Origin of the sequence: Micromonospora humida (genome assembly GCF_016901255.1) — a bacterium.
Lineage (GTDB): Bacteria > Actinomycetota > Actinomycetes > Mycobacteriales > Micromonosporaceae > Micromonospora > Micromonospora wenchangensis.
In genome coordinates, this window is the sequence record NZ_JAFEUC010000003.1 from 450,647 (window position 1) to 470,979 (window position 20,333).

The following is a 20,333-nucleotide window of genomic DNA, read 5'->3' on the forward strand; positions in this document are numbered from 1 at the left end:
CCGCCCTCCGGTCATCGGGGATGCGAGGTGGTGGCGGGCGCGTAGTCGCGGTCGCCTGCGGACACGTCGAAGGTGAGCTGTCCGTCCCGCGCATCGACGGTGACCTTCTGCCCCGGGGAGAGCTGGTTCTCCAGCAGCATCCGGGAGAGCCGGTTGTCCACCTCCCGCTGGATCACCCGGCGCAGCGGCCGGGCCCCGAACTCCGGCTGGTAGCCGTGCTCGGCCAGCCAGTCGGTGCCGGCCGGGGTGACGTCGACCTGGATGTCCTGGGCGTGCAGCCGGCGGCGGGTCTCCTCCAGCAGCAGCCCGGTGATCTGGCGCAGCTGCTCGGCCTCCAGCCGCTGGAAGATGATCGTCTCGTCGATCCGGTTGAGGAACTCCGGCCGGAAGTTCTCCTGGAGCCGGCGCATCAGCCGCTCCCGCAGCTCGTCGGCCTCCTGCTGGTCGCCCTGCGCGCCGACGCCGAACCCGACCGTCCGCTGGGCCCCGGTGATCAGCTCCGAGCCCAGGTTGCTCGTCATGATCAGCACGGTGTTCTTGAAGTTGACCGTACGGCCCTGGCTGTCGGTGAGCCGGCCGTCGTCGAGCACCTGCAGCAGGATGTTGAACACGTCCGGGTGGGCCTTCTCGATCTCGTCGAGCAGCACCACCGCGTACGGGCGGCGGCGGACCGCCTCGGTGAGCTGGCCGGCCTCCTCGTAGCCGACGTAGCCGGGGGGCGCGCCGACCAGCCGGGCCACCGTGTGCCGTTCCTGGAACTCGCTCATGTCCACCCGGACCATCCGGTCGGCCTCGCCGAACAGGGCCTCGGCCAGGGCGCGGGCCAGTTCGGTCTTGCCGACGCCGGTCGGGCCGAGGAACAGGAAGCTGCCCATCGGCCGGTTCGGGTCGGCCAGCCCGGTGCGGGAGCGGCGGACCGCCTCGGCGATGGCGTTGACCGCGTCGTCCTGACCGATCACCTTCTGGTGCAGGTGGCCCTCCAGGCGCAGCAGCCGGTCCCGTTCCTCCTCGGTGAGCTGACTGATCGGGATGCCGGTGGACCGGGAGACCACCTCGGCGATCTCCGTGGTGCCGACCGAGGGCACCTGGGTGTCGCCGCCGTCGCCCCGGGCCCGCCCGATCTGCGCCTCCAGCTCGGCGAGCCGGTCGCGCAGCGCGGACGCCTTCTCGTACTGCTCGTCGGCGACCGCCTGTTCCTTGTCCCGACGGACGTCCTCCAGTTGCTGCTCCAGTTCCCGCACGTCGGAGGCGGGGGTGCGGGTACGCAGCCGGACCCGCGCGCCGGCCTGGTCGATGAGGTCGATCGCCTTGTCCGGCAGGAACCGGTCGGTGACGTACCGGTCGGACAGTTCGGCCGCGGCGACCAGCGCCTCGTCGGTGAACCGGACCTGGTGGTGGGCCTCGTAGCGGTCCCGCAGGCCGCGCAGGATGGCCACGGTGTCCTCGACGTCGGGCTCGGGCACCAGCACCGGCTGGAACCGGCGGGCCAGGGCGGCGTCCTTCTCGATGCTGCGCCGGTACTCGTCCAGCGTGGTCGCCCCGATCACCCGCAGCTCACCGCGCGCCAGCGCCGGCTTGAGCATGTTGGACGCGTCCATGCCGCCCTCGCTGCCGGCGCCGCCCGCGCCGACCAGGGTGTGGATCTCGTCCAGGAAGATGATCAGCTCGTCCCGGTGGGCCCGGATCTCGTCGATCACCTTCTTGAGCCGCTCCTCGAAGTCGCCCCGGTAGCGGGTACCGGCGACCAGGCCGGCCAGGTCGAGTTGGACGACCCGCTTGCCGAGCAGCGTCTGCGGCACGTCACCGTCGCAGATCCGCTCGGCCAGGCCCTCCACGATGGCGGTCTTGCCGACGCCGGCCTCGCCGATCAGCACCGGGTTGTTCTTGGTCCGCCGGGACAGGATCTCGACCGCCTGCTCGATCTCGTCGGCGCGGCCGATCACCGGGTCGATCTGGTCGTTGCGGGCCAGGTCGGTGAGGTCCTGACCGTACTGGTCGAGGGTCGGCGTGCCCCGGTCCGGTTTCGGGCCGGCCGTCGCCCCGCGTTCGGCCCCCGCCGCCTGCAACGACTCGGGCTGGATCCGGCCGGCGGCGAGCATCCGACCGGCGGGCGACTCGGGGTTGAGCGGCAACGCCATCAGGATGTGCTCGGGGCCGATGTAGTTCGCCCCCATCGCCCGGGAGAGCTGGTGGGCGTCGAGCAACGCCCGTTTCGCCGCCGGGGTGAGGGAGAGGTTCGGTGGCACCTCGCCGCGCGGGGCGCCGTCGGCGCGGCCACCGAGCGCGTTGACCAGGGTGTCCGGGTCGGCGCCGGCACGGCGTACCAGGTCGCGCAGCGGCTCGCGCTGCAACGCCGCCCAGAGCAGGTGGTCGGTGTCCAGGTCGGTGCTGTGTTTCTGGGCGGCCCGCCGGGCGGCGTCGGCCAGCATCTCCCGGGCGTCGGCGGTCATCAGCCGGGTGATGTCGACCCGATGGGCCGGCCGGCGTCCGCCCTCACCCCGACCGAAGTACCGGGCCAGGAACTCGTCCCACGGGTCGGAGCCGAAGTCACCGGGTCCCATCATGTCTGTCCTCCGCTCCTCGGGCGCGGCCGGGCCGCCGAGGGCGACACGCAGGCGCGACACGATCGCCGGTGGCTACCCGACGGTCGCCCCGACAAACGCCGACAGGTGGCAGGGTGGAGGCATGGACACCCATCCGCTGCTGATCGTCGACGGTGCGAACGTGGTCGGCTCCCGGCCGGACGGCTGGTGGCACGACCGGGCCGGTGCGGCGGCCCGGCTGCGCGACCGGCTGGTCCCGGTGGCCGACACCGGCGTACCCCCGGAGCTGCCGGCGCCCGTCGAGGTGGTGCTGGTGGTGGAGGGCGCGGCCCGTGACGTGCCGGGCGTGGCCGGGGTACGCACCGTCGCGGCCCCCGGTTCGGGCGACGACACCATCGTCGACCTGGTCCGCGAGTCGGCGGACCGGCGGCGGCTGGTGGTCACCGCCGACCGGGAGCTGCGCGGCCGGGTGGGCGAGCTGGGCGCCGAGGTGTACGGCCCACGCTGGTTGCCCTCCTGACCCCCGTCCCCGGCGCGGGTGGGTGGCGCGCAACCCGCCCCGGCGGTCCCGTCGACGGGATCAGATGTCCCGCTACCGTGACCGGGTCGGCGGCTTCCCGCACGTCAGGGCGGTAACCGGACAACCAGGCGGCAACACCGCCAGGGCGGATGTTCTCTCCCCGTCGGGTATACGTTGTAATGGAGATCTCCCCGCCCCCAGGAGGTCAACCGTGGCGAGCGTCGCCGAGCTGAAGGCCGCGATCGACATCGCCCTCCAACAGATCGGTGACGGGCAGAGCGCCGTCCAGGCCGCCGGGGAGAAGCTCGCCGAGGCGCAGCAGACCCTCGCCGGGGCGCTGGAGGGCAGCGGGCACGAGACCGTCGAGGCCGCCCAGGCCTCCCTCACCCAGGCCGGCCAGGAGCTGGAGGAATGTCTCGCCGCGACGCTCGTCGCGGTGGAACAGGCGCAGCTCTACGTGTCGTCGCTGTAGCGGGGCGTCGTGTCGATCGTCGAGGACGTCGGAGCCCAGGTACGGGCCGCCGCCGAGGAGTTCCCCCTGGCCCAGCTCGCCCTGGCCCTGGAGAAGTTCGGCCAGGCCACCGAGCGGTTGCGCTGGGTACGCCAGGAGTCGGCCAACCCGATGGGGGTGCCGGAACTCGCCGCCGCCACCGAACACGCCGAGTCGGCCGGGCACGCCCTGCGGGTCGCCCAGGAACAGCTCTCCGGCTACCTCGCCGCCATCGGGCTGGCCCCCGACGGCCCGCCCCCGGCGCGCGCCGACGGTCCCGCGCCACGCCACGACGGGCCCCGGGGCGACACCACCGCGCCACCTGCCGCCCCGGCACCGGCCGCCGACGAGGACCCCACCGTCAAGCGCTGGTGGGCGGTCCGGGTCGCCGAGCTGACCGGCGGCCGGGAGGGCCAACCCGAGCAGCCGGACGAGCGGGTCGCCGACTCCCGGGAACTGCTGCACCGGGTCGTCGCCGGCATCCGTTCCGGCGACCGGGACCGGCTGCACCGGGAGCTGCGCGCCGCGCACGCCGACGTCGGCCTCGGGCTCGCCGCGATCGCCCCGCCGCTGCTGCGCGACCTCGCCGGGGAACTGCTCGGGCATCCGCCCCGCGCCGACGACCTGCCCCGGCTGCGCCGGGAACTGGACGGCCGGGTCCGCGACCTGCTGCCCGGTCTGCCGCCGCCGGTGCTGCACACCCTGCTCACCCGGGTCTGCCGGATGCCCCCGCCACGCCGGGGCGAGGGCGAGCAGGAGCAGCCGCACGCCGCCGACCCGGCCGTCACCGCCGGGGTGCTGACCGGCGTGCTGCTGGCCCGACTCGGCCGTGACCTGCCCCGCGAGGACCGCGACCCGCAGCGGGAGCAGGTGCCGCAGCGGGCACCGGAACCCGACCGGTCGCCGCCCCGACCGCCCGCCGGCCGGCACACCGAGCGCCGGCCCGAGCCGACGCCACCGCCACCGCCCGCCGGGTCGGCCCCGCCCCGCCCGAGGAGCCCGTGGGCGGACGGTGGGCCCCGTGGCTGATCTGCGGGCCCAACTGGCGACGCGGGTACGCGGAATGCTCTCCGAGGCGCTCGGCGTCACCCGTACCCGGGTCGCCACGGCCGAGTCGGAGCTGGCCGCCGCCCGGGACCGGCTCGCCCGGGTCCGGCGGGCCGCCGCCGGTGTCCCGGAGCGGGTCGGCGTCGAACGCGACAGGCGGCTGGCCGAGATCGACAGGCGGCACGCCGCTCGGCTCGCCGAACTCGCCCACCGGGCCGCCGAGGCGGCCCGCCGGGAGGCCCCCGGCGCGGCCAGCGCCCCCTGGTCCCACTGGCAGGTCACCCCGGCCGGTCGCGGCGAGAGTCCCGGCCCGCTGCGGGTCGGCACCCTGCGGGTCGCCGACGCCGAACCGGTCCCGGCGCTGGTGCCGCTGCTCGACGCCGGTCACGTGCAGCTGCACGGCGACGACCGGGAGGGTGCCGAGGCGGTGGTGTCGGCGCTGCTGCTGCGCGGTGTCGGCCGGACCGACCCGGGCACGGTCCGGCTCTACGGGTACGACCCCGAACACCTCGGCGGCGGGCTCGCCGGCTTCGCCCCGCTGGGCACCGCCGGGCTGCTGACCTTCGTCGGGCCGGGCGGGTTGGCCCGGCTCCTCGACGACCTGGTCGAGCAGATCCGCCGGATCAACGAGACGGTGCTGGCCGGTGAGTACGGCTCACTGCGGGCCCTGGCCGCAGCCACCGGACGGCGGCCCGAGCCGTGGCGGGTCGCGGTGCTGCTCGGCGGCGACGAGCTGTCCCGCCACGAGCGCGGCCAGCTCGACCGGGTGGTCCGCACCGGCGCAGCCTGCGGGGTGCACCTGGTGGTACGCGGCATCGAGCTGCCCGACGACCCCGGCCTGACCCGGATCCGTGCCGGCGCGGACGGAACCCGGATCGGCACCCCGCCCGGCCCTCCGGTACGCCTCGACCCGCCCCCGCCGGCCACCCTGGTCACCGAGACCTGCCGCGAGATCGCCACCCGGGTCAACGCCGGCCCGCCGCCGACCCCCTTCACCGACCTGCTGCCGCCGCCGGAGCAGATGTGGAAGGAGGACTCGGCGCACGGGCTGACCGCCCCGATCGGGGAGGGACCACACGGCCGGCCGGTGCTGCTGACCCTCGGTGACTATCCTCCGCACGCGCTGATCGGCGGGCCGTCGGGCACCGGCAAGACCAACCTCATCTTCGCCTGGATCGGCGCGCTGGCCGCCCGCTACTCCCCCGCCGAGCTGGAGTTCTATCTGCTCGACTTCAAGGAGGGGGTGTCCTTCGCCCGGTTCGCCCAGGGCCGGCGCGACCCGAGTTGGCTGCCACACATGCGGCTGGTCGGCATCAACGTCAACACCGACCGGGAGTTCGGCCTGGCACTGCTGCGGTTCCTCGCCGAGGAGCTGCGCCGCCGGGCCGACGCGGCCAAGAAACACGAGGTCACCAAGCTGTCCGAGCTGCGGGCGGTGGACCCGGCCGGGCACTGGCCCCGGATCGTCGCCGTGGTCGACGAGTTCCAGGCACTGCTCGCCGGCCGGGACGTGGTGGCCCGGGAGGCCGCCGACCTGCTGGAGGACCTCGCCCGGCGGGGCCGCTCGCAGGGCATCCACCTGGTGCTCGCCTCGCAGGACGTGCGGGGCATCGAGGCGCTGTGGGGCCGGCCCGCGCTGGTCGCCCAGTTCACCCTGCGGATCGCGCTGCCCAAGGCGCTGCGCATCCTGGCCGAACGCAACGACGCCGCACAGGCGCTGCCCCGCTACCACGCGGTGGTCAACGCCGAGTCGGGCCTGACCGAGGGCAACGAGGTGGCCCGCATTCCGTCGGCCAGCGACTGGGAGACGTGGAGCGAGTTGCAGCACCGGCTGTGGCGGATGCGGCCCGCCGACGCCGCCCCGGCACGGCTCTTCGACGGTGACGCCATCCCCCGCCTCACCGAGGCCCCCGACTTCCGGGCCCTCACCCCGCCGCCGGGCGACGCCGGGCCGCGCGGCCCGGTCGCGGTGCTCGGGGAGATCATCGACGTGCAGTCCCGGTCGGCGGCGCTGCGGCTGCCCCGGGCGCCCGGCCGTAACCTCGCGGTCCTCGGCACCCGGGTCGACGAGGCGTGCGCGGTGCTCGACGCCGCCGCCCGCTCGCTGGCCCGTCAGCACCGCCCCGGCACCGCCCGGTTCTCCATCGCCTGCCTCGACCCGGACGCCGACCCGGCGGCCCGCGCCCTCTACGAGGACCTCGCCGACGACGCCGCCTGGTACGACGAGGAGACCGTCGCCGAGCTGATGGCCGAGACGGCCACCGCGCTGACCCGCCCCGGCACCCCGGGCACCCCGCACTACCTGCTGCTGTTCGCCGTCGACGCGGCGGCCGGGGCGCTGGCCACCGGCTCACCCGGGTCGACCGGCCTGGAGCGGCTGCGCCGCATCCTGCACGACGGGCCGGAACGGCGTACCCACGTGTTGGCCTGGTGGCGCGGGGTGGCCCGGATGCGGGCTGACCTGGGCGGGCCGGCCGCCCGTACCGACCAGATCGGCGCCTGGGTGGCCCTGGACGTGCAGGGCGGCGAGCTGGGCTCGGCGCTCTACCCGGGTTCCGGCGGGCCGGACTGGTACCCGCGTCCGTGGCGGGGGCTCTTCTTCGACCGGGCGGTGCACCGCACCGGACAGGTGATCATCCCTTATGGTCCGTCCCGATGAACGAACCGGTCCCCAGTGACACCTACGCAGCCCACGTGCGCCGGCTCGCCGAGCTGACCGGCCGGGTGGCCGCCCAGCGGGCCGAGGCGCAGGCCTGGCACGGCCAGCAGTGCGCCGCCGCCGAGCGGGCCGTCGCGCAGGCCACCACCCAGCTCCGCGACGCCGAGCAGGAGGTCGTCGACGCCCGGTCGATGCTGGAGCGGGTCGACGCCGAGGTGGGGCACCTCTGGGCCGAGCTACGGTCCCGGCTGGGCACCCGGCGGATCGGCGACCCGCCGGGGCCGGCCCGGGACGTCACCGGTGACCCGGTGCCGCTGCTGCGCGGGGTCCGCGAACTGCTGGACCGCACCGGCCAACGCGGTGAGCTGCCGGGGTCGGTGAACCCGCTGCTGGCGCTGTGCGGGGTGGCCGGCGCGGTCGTCGCGTACGCCCTGGGGGCCGCCGCCCGCGCGGTGGGCGAGCGTTACGGCGGTGACCTGGCGGTGGGTATGCCGGTGCTGGCGCTGGTGGTGACGTTGCTCGGCCCGGTGGCCGGGCTGGCTCCGGCGAAACGGTTGGCGGACCGCCGGCACGCCCTGCTCGGCCCCCGCCCGCTGGCGATCGTGCTGGCCGCCGGGGTGCTGACCACGGTGCTGCTGCTGGTGTCGGCCCGCTGACCGCCCCGGGCGACGCCCGGGGCGGTCAGGTGGCTCACGCCGGGCCTGCGACCGTGACTCACGCCGGCACGGGGACCGGGGCTTCACGCCGGAACGGCGACGGTGCTTCACGCCGGGACGGCGACCGCCTCGCGCAGCAGCCGGCGGGCCAGCACCAGCCGGTCGGCGTCGTCGTCCAGGCCGGGCAGGTCGTCCACCCGCAGCCCGGTGGAGCCGAGCAGGGCGTGCAGGGCCGGTGCGCACTGGTCGGGCAGGGTGACGGTGCGGTCGACCAACCGCAGCGCCACCCGGCCGTCGGCGGCCGGGCTGAGCTGCCAGCGCAGGCCCGGGCGGGGAGCGATCCGGCTGTCGGCGGTGAGCGCGGTGAGCGCGGCGGCCTGCGCCAGCGGCCGGATCGGGGCCGGCCGGGCGGCCGGCCAGGCCCGGCTCCGCAGCCGGGCGGCCACGGCGGCCGGATCGGCCCGCAGCAGCCAGTCGCGCAGCGCCTCCACCGTCTCGGTCAGCTCGGGTTCGATGGCGTCCGGGTCGGCCACGTCGGTGCCGAACGGCAGCCCGGCCCGCAGCCGGGGATCCTCGGCGGCCAGTGCCAGCAGCTCCTCGACCAGGGCGTACCGGGTCAACGCGCGGATGCCGACGGTCAGGTGCAGCGAGCTGGTCTCCTGGGCCTGGGCGCTGTGCAGCCAGCCGCGCGGCAGGTAGAGCGCGTCGCCCGGTTCGAGGACCACGTCCAGCGCCGCCGGCCCGTCGGCGGTGGCGGACACCTCGTCGGCCCGACCGCCCCAGGGCTGCTTCTCCAGCGGGTCGATCAGCACCGGCGGGTGGATCCGCCAGTGCTTGCGGCCGTCGACCTGGAGCACGAACACGTCGTGGGTGTCGTAGTGGGTGGCGAAACCCTGGTTGCCCGGCGGGGTGAGGTAGGCGTTGACCTGTAACGGCTGGCTCAGGGCGGTACCCAGGTCACGGGCGAAGTCGATCAGGGCGGGCCAGAGCCGGTGCAGCCCCTGCAGCACCAGCGTCGCGCCCCCGGCGTACAGCTCCAGGATCCGTTCGTCGAGGACCTGGTCGCCGATCTCCGCGCCCGCGCCGCCGCCGCCGGTGAACCGGGCCGCCGGCACCAACTGGCCGTCGCGGGCCACCCGCAGGAACGGGGTACGCAGCCCGCGCCGGCTGAGCAGCTCGTCGGCGTCGGCCGGGCTGAGCAGATCGGTGAACCCGTCAGGGTTGGGCAGCTCGGCGGCCCGCGACAACAGTGGCGCGCGGCCCCAGTGGGCGGCGGCGAACTTGGCCGGTTCGACGCTGACGCAGCGCTCCAGCGCCCGCGTCGCGGCCGACGGGACCGCCGGGCGGCCGTGGCCGCCCGGCGGGTCGATGGTCGTCATGGGTGTCGGTCAGCGGGCGCTGCCGTCGGCGCCACCGTCGTGCTGACCCGGGGTCGCCCCGCCGTCGGCCGGACCCTCCGCGCCGCCGTCCGCACCACCATCGTGCTGACCCGGGGTCGCCCCGCCGTCGGCCGGACCCTCCGCGCCGCCGTCGGCGCCACCGTCGTGCTGACCGGGCGTCGCGCCGCCGTCGGCCGGACCCTCCGCGCTGCCGTCCGCACCACCATCGTGCTGACCCGGGGTCGCGCCACCGTCGGCCGGACCCTCCAGGCCGCCGCCGCTGGTGGTCTGCATGTCGTCGTCGTTCAGTGCCATGGGTGCTCCCTCGGGTGTGCCGCCCCGCCGCAGGGCGGGGTCTGTCGTACGCGGGTGGTACCCCCCACACGATCTTCTCTAACCACACCGTAGACGGCCCGTCCGACGCGCGGGACCGATCGCCGGCCCCGGGCCGCACGGGCTCGCCGACCCAGGGCCGGTCGGGTCAGGGAATCAACCGTTGCAGGTCACGGGGCATGCCGGCCTTCACGTCCTGCCACTCGCCCTGGGTGACGTGCCGGCGCAGGGCGTCCAGCACCACCCGGGCCACCCGCTCGGGCCCGCCCTCGACGTCGTAGGGGAAGCCCTGCCGGACCTCGTAGAGGAAGTCGTCCCGGTTGAGTTTGACCGGCACGTCCTCCGGCCGCCATCCGTCGAAGTAGATGCCGCGGACCAGCACCGGGAGCTGGGCGGAGAACTCCGCGCACTCCTGGACGGTCATCCGGTCGCGCAGCAGGTGCAGCACCGTACGCAGCGCCGCGTACGACTGGTTGCGTCGCGTCCGGGGCCATCCGTACGCGTCCTCGATGTCCTTGAGGATCAGGTTGGTCTTGTCCACCGAGGACTCGATCGCCGACATCAGCTGCTCGGCCATCGGGGTCACCCCCCGTCCTTCGGTTCGCCGCCCCACCGGCGGTCGTCGGCGCGTCGGGGTGGCCCCGACGGGCCCCGCCCCTGCCGGGCCGGGCTGCCGAACCGTCCGGGCCGCTCCGGTCGACGGGTGTCGCCACCCGTGCCGACGACGTGCAGCACCGCACCACGTCGGGGATCCGCCACCACCCGTGCCGTCATCTCGGTCACCTCCGTACCCGTGTCCGGTCTTCCCGACCGCTGCCCCGCCGGGCCGTCGGCCCGACCGGGACGTGCTCCGGCCGCGGGCGCGGCCGGCACCATCGAGGCTGCCCGTCGGCGGGGTGACCCGCCCTCACCCGACCAGGGTGAGGTGCGGCCGCCGGGTGACCGGCGCAACGGCGCCGATGTGGCGGCATCCCCCTGGTCGGGATGCCGCCACATCGACTCCCTGGAGTTGATCAGCGGTGCGGGTTGGACGCGGTGGCCCGGTCAGGCGGCCCGCCGCTCCCGGGTCTGCTTGCAGCCGACGCAGGAGGTGGCGGACGGGAAGATCTCCAGCCGCTCCACCGGGATGGGCGCGGTGCAGCCCTCGCAGAAGCCGTAGGTGCCCTCGTCCAGCCGGGTCAGGGCATGCTCGAACTGGGCCCGCCGGTCGAGGATGGTGCGCAGCAGGGACTGGGCGGTGTCCCGCTCGGCGGTCTTGGTGCCACTGTCGGCCTGGTCGTCGCCGGCGGTGTCACCGACCTCCACCAGCCGCAGCACCTGGCTCTGCGCGACCGCCTGCTCGTACTCCGCGGACAGCTCGTCGTAGCGGGCCCGCAGGGAGGCCCGGATCTGGTCGGCCTCCGCCGTGGTGCGGGCGGTACCGACGGTGTCGTGGACGAGCATCGCTGCCTGCCTTTCCTTAGACCGGGGCGGCCCCAGGGGCACGTTCCGGGCTCGGTGGGCACGGTGAGATCATCCGTACCGTGTGAGTCCGGCGAGTACCCACCGCCCGGTACCGCCAAACCACCGGTTTCGCCGTCGTCACGACGGGCGGAGCGGGCCGTCGCGCCGCCCGGTGCGACCCGCTTGCGTCCACCGTCACGGCAGGGCCTCAGCCGGCCCCGTCGGCCCGCTGCACCAGGGCCGGGTGCCGGGGGTCGTCGACGCGCAGGACCACATCGGCGAAGGACTGCGGGGCGACCTCGTCGGCGTACCGGGCGAAGGCGGGCAGGGTCCACCGCTGCGCCGGGTCGGTACGTCGGGCCAACGCGGCCGGCGAGAGCACCAGGTGCACTGCGACGTCGAACGGCAGTCCCCCGCCGAGCAGCAACGCCCCGCTGACCAGCAGCACCGTGCCGGGCGACAGCTCCTGGTAGGCCGCCCGGCTGGCCCGGTCGGTCCGGGCGTCCCAGAGAGAGGGCAGCACCCGCCCGGTGCCGCCGGGGCCGGCCGGGTCGAGCACCTCCCGGCGCAGGCCGGCCTCGTCGATCCAGCCCTCGTAGTAGGCGTCCGGGTTGGTCCGACCGAACTCGAAGCGGACGGAGGCGGGCCGCAGGAAGTCCCCGGCGTGCAGGTGCAGCGCCGGGCGTCCCCCGGCACGCAGCGGGTCGATCAGCGCGTCGGCGAGCCGGTCCGGGGCGGCGGCGGGGGGACCGTCCACCGCGACCCGGAGGTGGGCCGGCGGCGTGGACCCGTCGGCGGCCGGCCCGGACGCGACCGTGAGGAGCCGTTCGGTCAGCTCGGTGACGAGCCGGTCGGGTGAGATCGGACGGACACGCATCCGACCATCGTGCCCCGTGGGCCGGCGACCGGCCCGGCGGCCCACACACCGGGCAGTGGTGTCCGTCCCCGCCCCGGACACGCCGGTCGGGTCACCACGCCGGGTCCGCCGTCGACCCGACAGCGGGGCCCGGCGGCACCGACCGTCGGTCCGGTCGACGGGACTGGGGGCGACGAAATTTTGCCGACAGCGACGCCGCGGATCGGGTGATTCAGACCGTTCGCCGGATCCGGCCGGCGGCACGGCACCGTGGAGGCGGTCCGGTGGGGCTGCGCGCGGCGGTGCCGCCGGGCGGTGGCAGCGGCCCGGCCGGGACCGTTCAGCCGGTACGGTCGACGGTGACCCGGGCGTCGTCGGCGAGCCGGTAGCCCACTCCGTAGACCGTGGTGACCAGTGGGACGTCGACGCCGACCTTGCCGCGCAGCCGACGCACGTGCACGTCCACCGTGCGCACCCCGGCGTGCTCGTAGCCCCAGACGGCGTTGAGAAGTTGCAGCCGGGTGAACACCCGGCGGGGGTGGGCCACCAGGTGCAGCAGCAGGTCGAACTCCAGCCGGGTCAGCGGCAGCGGCTCGCCGTCGCGCAGCACCGAGCGGGAGGAGGCCAGGATGTGCAGCATCGGGATGGTGGCGGCGAGGGAACGCCCCGCCGACCGGCCGGCCGGGGCCTGCTCGGGTCGCCGTTCGGTGGGAACGCCGGTGGTCGCGATGGTGCACTCGCCGCGTTCCAGCATCTCCCGGGCCGCCTCGAGCAACCGGCGGGCCGGCGGGGTGAGCGACTCCTCGTTGACCAGCGGGATGGAGAGGGTCACGGTGAGCACGGGGGTGACGGCGTTGGCCGGGCGGCGCTGACCACCGGGAGGCCGGCCGGGGACCGACGGCTGGGACGTATGCCATCCGGCGCGCGACGATGCGGGGCTGACCGACATGGTCCTCCTTGGGCTGGTCCGGGTATCTCCCCACGGCCCGGGACGCCGCTGCATCGATGCTTCCCGGCCCCTGGACGGGGGTCAAGGGGCGACCGCGTTGCATGAATGTGACAATTGACGAACAGTTCGCAGCCGTTCCCTCGCTCTGCGTACGAGCCAGATGATTACAGCAGAAGCGTCGACGCGCCCGGGTACGGGGGGTGCCCGCCGGTTGGATCACGGCCGGCACGCGGCGACGCACCCGGCTCGGGGGGAGCCGGGTGCGTCCGGGATTGGTCGACCGGGTCAGCGGAACCGGTCGACGCGCACCCTCGCCTCGTCGGCGAGTCGGTAGCCCACCCCGTACACGGTGGTCACCAGGGGGGTGTCCGCGCCGAGCTTGGCGCGCAGCCGCCGGATGTGCACGTCCACGGTACGGGCGACGGCGTGTTCGTACCCCCAGACGTTGGCGAGCAGTTGCAGCCGGGTGAAGACCTGGTGCGGGTGCTCGGCCAGGAACAGCAGCAGGTCGAACTCGATGCGGGTGAGCGGGATCTCCCGGTCGCCCTGACGTACCACCCGGGTGCCGGCGAAGATCCGTAGGGTCTCCGGGTGGTCGTCGGTCGACGCGGGCTCCCCGACCACCGGCCTCGGCCGGGGGGCCGGCAGCGACGACAGCAGGCGCGGCGCGGTCGACTCGCTCAGCCGGACCACCCCCTCCCCCGCCTCGGCCAACTCGCCGAGCAGGTCGACCAGGCGGGCCAGCCGGGGCGTCAGCGGCCCGGCGGTCAGGTCGAGGGTGATGGTCAGCGAGGGCGTGGAGCGGGGCCGACCCGCGATCACCCGGTCGGGACGGCCCGGCGGGTGCGGACGCGCGGTGAGGGCGACGAGGGACATGGGAGCCTCCTGTGTGGCGGTGCGTCCGCCACGCCCGGTGGGGCGCGACGGTCAGTGCGGCGTCCGGCCGGCGGTCACCGGCGGCGCGAAGGACGGGGTACGGTGCGTCGACGTCGGGCCCAGGGCCGGCAGCCCGGCGATCCGCCAGGCGACGAAGCCGCCCACCACGTCGGTGGCCCGGTGCAGGCCGATGTCCTGCAACGCGGCGGCGGCCAGCGACGAGGTGTAGCCCTCCTGGCAGATCACCAGCACCGGCAGGTCGTAGTCGACCGCCTCGGGCAGCCGGGCGGGGCAGCGCGGATCGAGCCGCCACTCCAGGACGTTGCGCTCGATCACCAGTGCGCCCGGCACGGTGCCGTGGGCGGCCCGCTGGGCGGCCGGCCGGATGTCGACCATGATCGCCCCGCCCCGGCAGGCCAGGTGCGCCTGTTCGGGGTCGAGCCGACGCAGTCGGGTGCGGGCTTCGGCGAGGATCTCGTCGATGCCGCGCGAACCCGGTGGTGGGGCCGGACAGCTCTCGGTGAGGGTGGCGTGTTGCGGCATCGTCGCGGTCCTTCCAGGGGCGGGCCGACGGGTGGGGGAAACGGCGGGCAGCGTCACCAGGAGACGCCGGCGTGGGCGATCTCGGCGACCCGGAGCCGCCCGTCGACGAGGTGGTAGCGGGTCATGTGACGCAGCGCGGGGAGGTAGACGTGCACGCTGACCGCCGGCTGGTCGCCGCGGTTGGTCACCACGTGCACGTGTCGGGGGCCGAACCGGCGACCGGAGCCGGCGGCGAGGCGGTGCGGGCGCAACCGTCCACCGGAGACCGTCTGCTCGGTCAGCTCGCCGGCGACGACCAGGAAGGCCCCCGAGGAACCACCGTGGTCGTGCAGGTCGGTGCCCTGGCCGGGCAGCCAGCTCAACGCCCAGACCTCGTGGTCGTCGGCCGAGGCGAGCCGGGCGTACCAGCGCTCGGTGCGGTCGAACCGCAGCGGCACCGCCCAGGTGGTCGGGTCGGCGTACCGGGCGGCGACGGTGAGCAGGTCGGTGGCGTGGATGCTGGTCATGGCTTCTCCCGTGTGATGCGTCCCCCGACACTCTAGACTGTAAAGCCTATAGGTTTAGTAGGTAATACCGAATGCTGGGACGCGCCGGGCGAGCCGGTTCCCGTCACCCGCGGCCACCGGGGCACGGGCCTCTAGGCTGAGCGGATGACCGAGGAGTTCGACGCCGAGACGCTGGCCTTCGCCCACCGGATGTTCGACCTCGCCCGCGCGGGCGAGGCCACGGAACTCGGTGGCCACGTCGACGCCGGGCTGCCGGTGAACCTGACCAACGACAAGGGCGACACGCTGCTCATCCTGGCCGCCTACCACGCCCGTCCGGAGACCGTCACGGCCCTGCTGACCCGGGGCGCCGACCACACCCGGGTCAACGACCGGGGGCAGACCGCACTCGCTGCGGCGGTGTTCCGGCGCGACGCCGAGGCGGTACGCGCCCTGCTCGACGCCGGGGCCGACCCCGACCACGGGACCCCCTCGGCGGTGGAGACGGCCCGTTTCTTCGACCTGCCGGAGATGCTCACCCTGCTCACCACCCGGCAAACCTGATCAACCGTCGGGGCCGACGGTGCGCCGTCCCCCCGCGCCGGGAAGCCGCACCGTCGCGCATCATGACCGGCCCTTCAGACGGGCCCGTCGGCCGGCTTGACGGCCTCGATCAGGAAGCGTCGGGAGTGGGCCACGAAGGCGCCCTCGGCACGGATGGTGGCGTGCAGCCGTTCGAGCTGCGGGCGGTACCGGTCGACGTCGAAGTCCGGCACGGTCCACACCACCTTACGCAGGAACCAGACCACCGCGCCGACGTCGTGGAACACCGCCCGCAGGGTGGCCCGTTCCAGCCGTACCACGTGCAGGCCGGCGGCCCGGGCGGCGGCCACCGCCTGGGCGGTGTGCCGGGTGGCCGGCGGCGGCAACGGGCCCAGCACCGCCTCGCTCAGCTCCCGCATGGTGCCGGCGCCGATCTGCTGGGACAGGAAGCGCCCTCCGGGGCGCAGCACCCGGGCGATCTCCGCCCACCCGGTGTCCACCGGGTGGCGGCTGGTCACCAGGTCGAAGGCGGCCGCCCGGAACGGCAGCCGGGAGGCGGGAGCGATCTGCACCACCCGGCCGCCGACCCGCCGCAGCGTACGCCGGGCGACCGCCACGTTGGGCGGCCATGCCTCGGTGGCCACCAGCAGCGGCGGCGGTTGGGGCAGCTCGGCGAGCACCTCTCCCCCACCGGTGTCGATGTCCAGCGCGGTCGTGACCGTCGCCATCCGCGCGGCCACCTGCCGGGCGTAGCCCCACGGTGGACGCTCCTCGGTGGCCCGTCCGTCCAGCCAGCCGAAGCCCCAGCCGTCGACGGGCGCGGCGGCGGCCTCGGCGATCAACTCCGCACAGCTCGGCTCGACCATGCGCCCACCCTGGGGCAGCTCCGCACGGTCGGCAACCCGATTACCGTGGCCGGCGCGGACCCCGCGACCCCGGCCGGACGCCGCGACGGTGGTCAGGGGCGGGACGTGATCAGGGGGCGGGGCGGAGGATCTCCACGGTGGAGCCGGCGGGGACACCGTCGAGGGTGTCGAACCCGGTGGGCTCACGGCGACCCGACTCGAACTGCCGCATCAGCCGGGTGCCCAACCCGACGCCGACCGCACCGACGAGCAGCGCGACCAGCTCGGTCACCAGCAGCACCCCGCTCGTACCGCGCTGCGGAGCATCCGCCCGGACCAGGCAGGACAGCAGGAAGAGCGCGGCCATCCCGGCGTTGACCATGTTGAAGGTGACCATGGTGCGACGGTGCGGCCCCGGCCGTACGTCCCACAGGTCGATCATGCCGGCGACAGCGGCGAGCCCGGCGGCCACCAGCGCGGCGATCGCCGTCCAGTAGCCGACCTCGCCGAGGAACGCCGGGCCGCCCGCGACGTCGGCGAGGTCGAACACGGTGGCACTGACGAAGAGCCCGAACGGGAACGTCACCAGCATCGGTTGGATGGGATGCCCCTGCACCCTCAGGCGGCTCTCCATCGTTTCCTCCCCGGGATCGGCTCAGCTCACCGGTCCAGGGTGCTACCCGCGGGTCGCTTCGACGAAACGATCGGGCCGTGATTCGCGGGTCCGGGGAGAAACGACACCCGTCGGCCGACGTCGTACCGGGACCAGGGTCGGCGACGTAGCGGCATCGCCACCCGCCGATGCCGTCACCGTCGACCCCGATGAGCGGGTCGACCGGACCGGGCGGCCGTCAGGACTCGCGGGGGCGGGAGACGGTGGTGACCAGCCGTTCGGCCACCTCCCGCAGCGGGATGTCCAGTGACGACGCCGCGCTGCGCAGCACGTCGAGGGCCTCCGGCGCCGGGCAGCCCCGCTGGGTCATGATCACCCCGACGGCCTGGCCGACGATGTTCTCCCCGAGCAGCGCGCCGTCACGTTCGCTGTCCCGCTCGGCCCGCCTGGCCCGGTCCCGTACGGCGGCCAGCAGCAGGCCCGCGTGCTCGGCGAGCAGCATCGCGGTGAGCTGGTGCCGGGTGCCCAGCGTGTTGTGCCGGCCGGCGTACAGGTTGATCGAGCCCACCGCCCGCTCGTCCACGTCCACCGGGGCGGAGATCACCCCGCACACGCCCAGCCGACGGGCGCGGTCGGTCCAGGGCGCCCACCGGTCCTCGACGGTCAGATCCGTCGCGATGATCATCTCGCGGCGGCGGATGGCGCTCATCGCGGGTGACTCCGCACCGTGCCCCAGGTCGTCCAGCTCGGCCAGCCGGGGGTCCGACGCGGCCACCCCGGCGGGCTCGCCGGCCCGCAGCGCGGTGAAACCGCACCAGAGCACCCCCGGGACGGCGTCCGCGGCGATCCGGACCAGCTCGGTCAGTGCCTCGTCGAAGTCGTCGACCGCGATCAGCCCCGCGGTCAACTCCCGCAGCAGGGCGGCCGTCTCCAGTACCCCGAGCGTGTCGATGGTCAGCTCCCGCATGTCCAGGTTCACCGGCCCGCAGGCTCCGTCGTACACCTGCCGTCCGGCACCGGCGTCGTTGCCTGTGTCATCGTGATGATCTCTCTCCCGAGTCGTGGGCCCCGGGCTACTACCCTGGCAAAACCGGATCGAAACCGCGTAAAGGAACCCCTCCGGCGCATTTCGCGCCGGAGGGGTTCCCGGACCGCTCAGCGGGCGGCGGCGAGCCGGCGGCCGACGGAGGCGATGAGCCGGTCCAGTTCCGAACCGAACGGGTTGTCGTGCACCAGGTACGTCCAGGTGGCGCTGGGCCGCACCAGCTTGGCGGTGTCCGGCTCCCAGTCCTCGGCGAACTCGGTCTCCTCGAAGGTCGCCAGGGTCCGCGTCTCGATCTCGGGGATGAGGTTGGTGAACGCCGGCACCGCCGCCCGGTGGAACTCGTCGAGCGGGTCGAGCCGGCCCAGCGCCCGCAGGTGCACGCCCTCGCGGACCTCGGACAGCTCGGCCAGATGCTCCGCCCAGAGCCGGTCGGTGTGGTAGAGCGCGATGGAGCGGGCCACCCGGGCCAGCAGGTCCTCGTCCATCTCGCCGGCCTTGTCGGGCATCCGGTCGAGCAGCATCAGCGCGGCCACGTCCGAGGTGAGCAGCCGCTCCCGACGCTCGGCCAGGGCGATCCGCTGCTGCTCGATGACCACGCTGTAGCGCCAGGTGTTGCGGTGGATCTCGTGGTTGACGCCCTCGGCGACCCGCTGGGCGTGCTCCACCGCGTAGTCGACCTGCTCGTCGGTGACCAGGCCGTCGGCGTTCATCCGGGGCGAGGCCGGGACGGTGTCGCCGGCGTGCCGCACGACCAGGTCGTCCTCCAGGCTGACGAAGAAGACCGAACCGCCCGGGTCGCCCTGCCGGCCGGCCCGACCACGCAGCTGGTCGTCGACCCGGCGGCTGTCGTGCCGGCCGCTGCCGATCACGTAGAGGCCGCCGAGTTCGGCCACCCGCTCCTGGTCGACCTGCTCGCTGCCGCCGAGCCGGATGTCCACGCCCCGGCCGGCCATCTGGGTGGAGACGGTCACCGCGCCGTACGCGCCGGCCTCGGCGATGATCGCCGCCTCCTCGTCGTCGTTCTTGGCGTTGAGCACCACGCACGGCACCCCGGCGGCCTGCAGGCCGGCGGCGAGCCCCTCGGACTCCTTCACGTCGAGGGTGCCGACCAGCACCGGGCGGCCCGCCTCGTGGCAGCGCCGGATCTCGTCGATCAGCGCCTCCTCCTTCTCGGCCCGGGTCGCGTAGATCCGGTCCGGCTCGTCCTCGCGGACGCAGGGGGTGTTCGGCGGGATCACCGCCACCTCGAGGCCGAAGAACTCGCGGAGCTGGTCGCCGACCAGCACCGCGGTCGCCGTCATGCCGCACAGCTTGGGGTAGAGCGCGATGTACGCCTGCACGGCGATGGTGCCCAGCACCTCGCCCTCGGCGGTGGCGTCCAACCCCTCCTTCGCCTCCACGGCGGCCTGCAGGCCGTCGGGCCAGCGACGGCGCTGGGCGACCCGGCCGCGCATCTCGTCGATCAGCTCCACCGAGCCGTCACGGACGATGTAGTCGACGTCGCGGTGCAGCAGGGCGTGCGCGTGCAGCGCCACGTTCACCGCGGAGAGCTGGCCGACGTGCTCGGTGTCGTACAGGTCGATGCCGCCCAGCTTGGCCTCGACGGCGGCCAGCCCCTCGGTGGTGAAGGCGACGCTGCGGCCGTCCTCGGCGACCGTGTAGTGCCGGCCCTTGCGCAGGCCGCGCACGAGCGCGGCGGAGGCGTGCACCGGGTCCTGCTCGCCGGTGGTCGAGCCGGCCAGCACCATCGGCACCCGGGCCTCGTCGATCAGGATCGAGTCGGCCTCGTCGACGATGGCGGTGGCAAGCGGCGGCTGGACCCGGTCGGCGATGTCGGTGACGAGCTGGTCGCGCAGGAAGTCGAAGCCGGCCTCGCTGACCGAGACGTAGGTGACGTCGCAGCCGTACGCGGCCCGCCGCTCGGCCGGGGTGGAGGCCTCGTTGACCCAGCCCACGGTCAGCCCGAGCAGCCGGTAGACCGGCGTCATCCACTCGGCGTCCCGGCGGGCCAGGTAGTCGTTGACGGTGAGCACGTGCACCGGCCCGTTGCCCAGCCGGACGTGCCCGTAGGCGGCGATGGTGGCGGTGAGCGTCTTGCCCTCACCGGTGGCCATCTCGGCGACCTTGCCGGACAGCAGCGCCATCGCGCCGAGCAGCTGCACGTCGTACGGCCGCTGGTCGAGGCCCCGGCGGGCGGCCTCGCGGCCGACGGCGCAGATGTCCACGTACTCCGTGGCGGCCCCGGCGGCCTCGGTCAGCGCGTCGTCGTCGAGCGCCGACAGCTCTTCCTCACGCGCGGCGACCCGCGGCAGCAGCTTCTCCAGCGGAGCCAGGTCGACCGTCGTCCCCGGGCGCTGGAGGAACCGGCGGAACCTGCTCTTCAACCGTTGCGACACACCCATGAGCGGCAACGGTACGCGAACCCGGGCGGAAAAGGCTGCCCGGTCCGCACGTTGCGATCCCGCTGTCCGATTCCCGGCCCATCCGGGCAGGTCAGCGAGGTGTGCC

At 74.7% G+C, this 20,333-nt stretch carries 21 protein-coding genes; 6 read left to right on the forward strand and 15 right to left on the reverse strand.

Annotation, left to right across the window (positions count from 1 at the left end; genetic code table 11):
- Positions 1-11 precede the first annotated feature (11 nt).
- A complete protein-coding gene (locus JQX11_RS09005; protein WP_204924511.1) occupies positions 12-2,564 on the reverse strand; it encodes an ATP-dependent Clp protease ATP-binding subunit in 2,553 nt (850 codons plus the stop codon).
- A 121-nt stretch (positions 2,565-2,685) separates the two neighbouring features.
- Here JQX11_RS09005 and JQX11_RS09010 point away from each other — a divergent pair, with 121 nt between their 5' ends.
- From JQX11_RS09010 to JQX11_RS09030, 5 genes are all read left to right on the forward strand, one after another.
- Entirely contained in the window at positions 2,686-3,063 is a 378-nt protein-coding gene (locus JQX11_RS09010; protein ID WP_204924512.1) for a hypothetical protein, read from the forward strand.
- A 211-nt stretch (positions 3,064-3,274) separates the two neighbouring features.
- A complete protein-coding gene (locus tag JQX11_RS09015; RefSeq protein WP_088646224.1) occupies positions 3,275-3,535 on the forward strand; it encodes a hypothetical protein in 261 nt (86 codons plus the stop codon).
- A 9-nt stretch (positions 3,536-3,544) separates the two neighbouring features.
- A complete protein-coding gene (locus JQX11_RS09020) occupies positions 3,545-4,582 on the forward strand; it encodes a hypothetical protein (protein WP_204924513.1) in 1,038 nt (345 codons plus the stop codon).
- Positions 4,575-7,259 carry an FtsK/SpoIIIE domain-containing protein gene (locus tag JQX11_RS09025; protein ID WP_204924514.1) on the forward strand — a complete coding sequence of 895 codons (2,685 nt, stop codon included), beginning with the start codon at positions 4,575-4,577 and terminating at the stop codon, positions 7,257-7,259. The genes JQX11_RS09020 and JQX11_RS09025 overlap by 8 nt, the downstream gene beginning before the upstream one ends.
- Positions 7,256-7,915, forward strand: coding sequence for a hypothetical protein (locus JQX11_RS09030; protein WP_204924515.1), 660 nt, complete (start codon positions 7,256-7,258; stop codon positions 7,913-7,915). Before JQX11_RS09025 ends, JQX11_RS09030 begins: the two co-directional genes overlap by 4 nt.
- 107 nt (positions 7,916-8,022) lie before the next feature.
- On the opposite strand, the gene JQX11_RS09035 is transcribed toward JQX11_RS09030, so the two are convergent.
- From JQX11_RS09035 to JQX11_RS09080, 10 genes are all read right to left on the reverse strand, one after another.
- Positions 8,023-9,294 (reverse strand): cupin domain-containing protein, encoded by a 1,272-nt coding sequence (locus JQX11_RS09035; RefSeq protein ID WP_204924516.1) that lies wholly within the window; start codon positions 9,292-9,294, stop codon positions 8,023-8,025.
- A gap of 9 nt (positions 9,295-9,303) precedes the next feature.
- Complete coding sequence (locus JQX11_RS09040) at positions 9,304-9,609, reverse strand: hypothetical protein (RefSeq protein WP_204924517.1); 306 nt, start codon at positions 9,607-9,609, stop codon at positions 9,304-9,306.
- Positions 9,610-9,775: 166 nt separating this feature from the next.
- Positions 9,776-10,204, reverse strand: coding sequence for a DUF2267 domain-containing protein (locus JQX11_RS09045; RefSeq protein WP_204924518.1), 429 nt, complete (start codon positions 10,202-10,204; stop codon positions 9,776-9,778).
- Between the two features lie 5 nt (positions 10,205-10,209).
- Positions 10,210-10,401, reverse strand: coding sequence for a hypothetical protein (locus JQX11_RS09050; protein ID WP_204924519.1), 192 nt, complete (start codon positions 10,399-10,401; stop codon positions 10,210-10,212).
- Between the two features lie 270 nt (positions 10,402-10,671).
- Entirely contained in the window at positions 10,672-11,070 is a 399-nt protein-coding gene (locus JQX11_RS09055) for a TraR/DksA family transcriptional regulator (RefSeq protein ID WP_088647439.1), read from the reverse strand.
- A gap of 208 nt (positions 11,071-11,278) precedes the next feature.
- Positions 11,279-11,947 (reverse strand): nucleoside/nucleotide kinase family protein, encoded by a 669-nt coding sequence (locus tag JQX11_RS09060; protein WP_204924520.1) that lies wholly within the window; start codon positions 11,945-11,947, stop codon positions 11,279-11,281.
- Between the two features lie 319 nt (positions 11,948-12,266).
- Positions 12,267-12,875, reverse strand: a complete 609-nt coding sequence (locus JQX11_RS09065) for a winged helix-turn-helix domain-containing protein (RefSeq protein WP_204924521.1) — start codon at positions 12,873-12,875, stop codon at positions 12,267-12,269.
- Positions 12,876-13,160: 285 nt separating this feature from the next.
- On the reverse strand, positions 13,161-13,751 hold the full coding sequence (locus JQX11_RS09070; protein WP_204924522.1) for a winged helix-turn-helix domain-containing protein: 591 nt from the start codon (positions 13,749-13,751) through the stop codon (positions 13,161-13,163).
- A gap of 51 nt (positions 13,752-13,802) precedes the next feature.
- Positions 13,803-14,294 carry a rhodanese-like domain-containing protein gene (locus JQX11_RS09075; protein ID WP_204924523.1) on the reverse strand — a complete coding sequence of 164 codons (492 nt, stop codon included), beginning with the start codon at positions 14,292-14,294 and terminating at the stop codon, positions 13,803-13,805.
- Between the two features lie 53 nt (positions 14,295-14,347).
- Complete coding sequence (locus tag JQX11_RS09080) at positions 14,348-14,800, reverse strand: cysteine dioxygenase (RefSeq protein WP_204924524.1); 453 nt, start codon at positions 14,798-14,800, stop codon at positions 14,348-14,350.
- A gap of 144 nt (positions 14,801-14,944) precedes the next feature.
- Between JQX11_RS09080 and JQX11_RS09085 the strand changes: the two genes are divergently transcribed.
- Positions 14,945-15,343, forward strand: a complete 399-nt coding sequence (locus JQX11_RS09085; RefSeq protein WP_204924525.1) for an ankyrin repeat domain-containing protein — start codon at positions 14,945-14,947, stop codon at positions 15,341-15,343.
- 74 nt (positions 15,344-15,417) lie between these two features.
- Here the strand turns inward: JQX11_RS09085 and JQX11_RS09090 are convergent, their stop codons facing one another.
- From JQX11_RS09090 to secA2, 4 genes are all read right to left on the reverse strand, one after another.
- Positions 15,418-16,188 carry a class I SAM-dependent methyltransferase gene (locus JQX11_RS09090; RefSeq protein WP_204924526.1) on the reverse strand — a complete coding sequence of 257 codons (771 nt, stop codon included), beginning with the start codon at positions 16,186-16,188 and terminating at the stop codon, positions 15,418-15,420.
- Between the two features lie 109 nt (positions 16,189-16,297).
- Positions 16,298-16,801, reverse strand: coding sequence for a DUF2231 domain-containing protein (locus tag JQX11_RS09095; RefSeq protein ID WP_204924527.1), 504 nt, complete (start codon positions 16,799-16,801; stop codon positions 16,298-16,300).
- 217 nt (positions 16,802-17,018) lie between these two features.
- Complete coding sequence (locus JQX11_RS09100) at positions 17,019-17,759, reverse strand: GAF and ANTAR domain-containing protein (protein WP_204924528.1); 741 nt, start codon at positions 17,757-17,759, stop codon at positions 17,019-17,021.
- A gap of 176 nt (positions 17,760-17,935) precedes the next feature.
- Positions 17,936-20,227, reverse strand: a complete 2,292-nt coding sequence (secA2, locus tag JQX11_RS09105) for an accessory Sec system translocase SecA2 (RefSeq protein ID WP_204924529.1) — start codon at positions 20,225-20,227, stop codon at positions 17,936-17,938.
- Positions 20,228-20,333 lie beyond the last annotated feature (106 nt).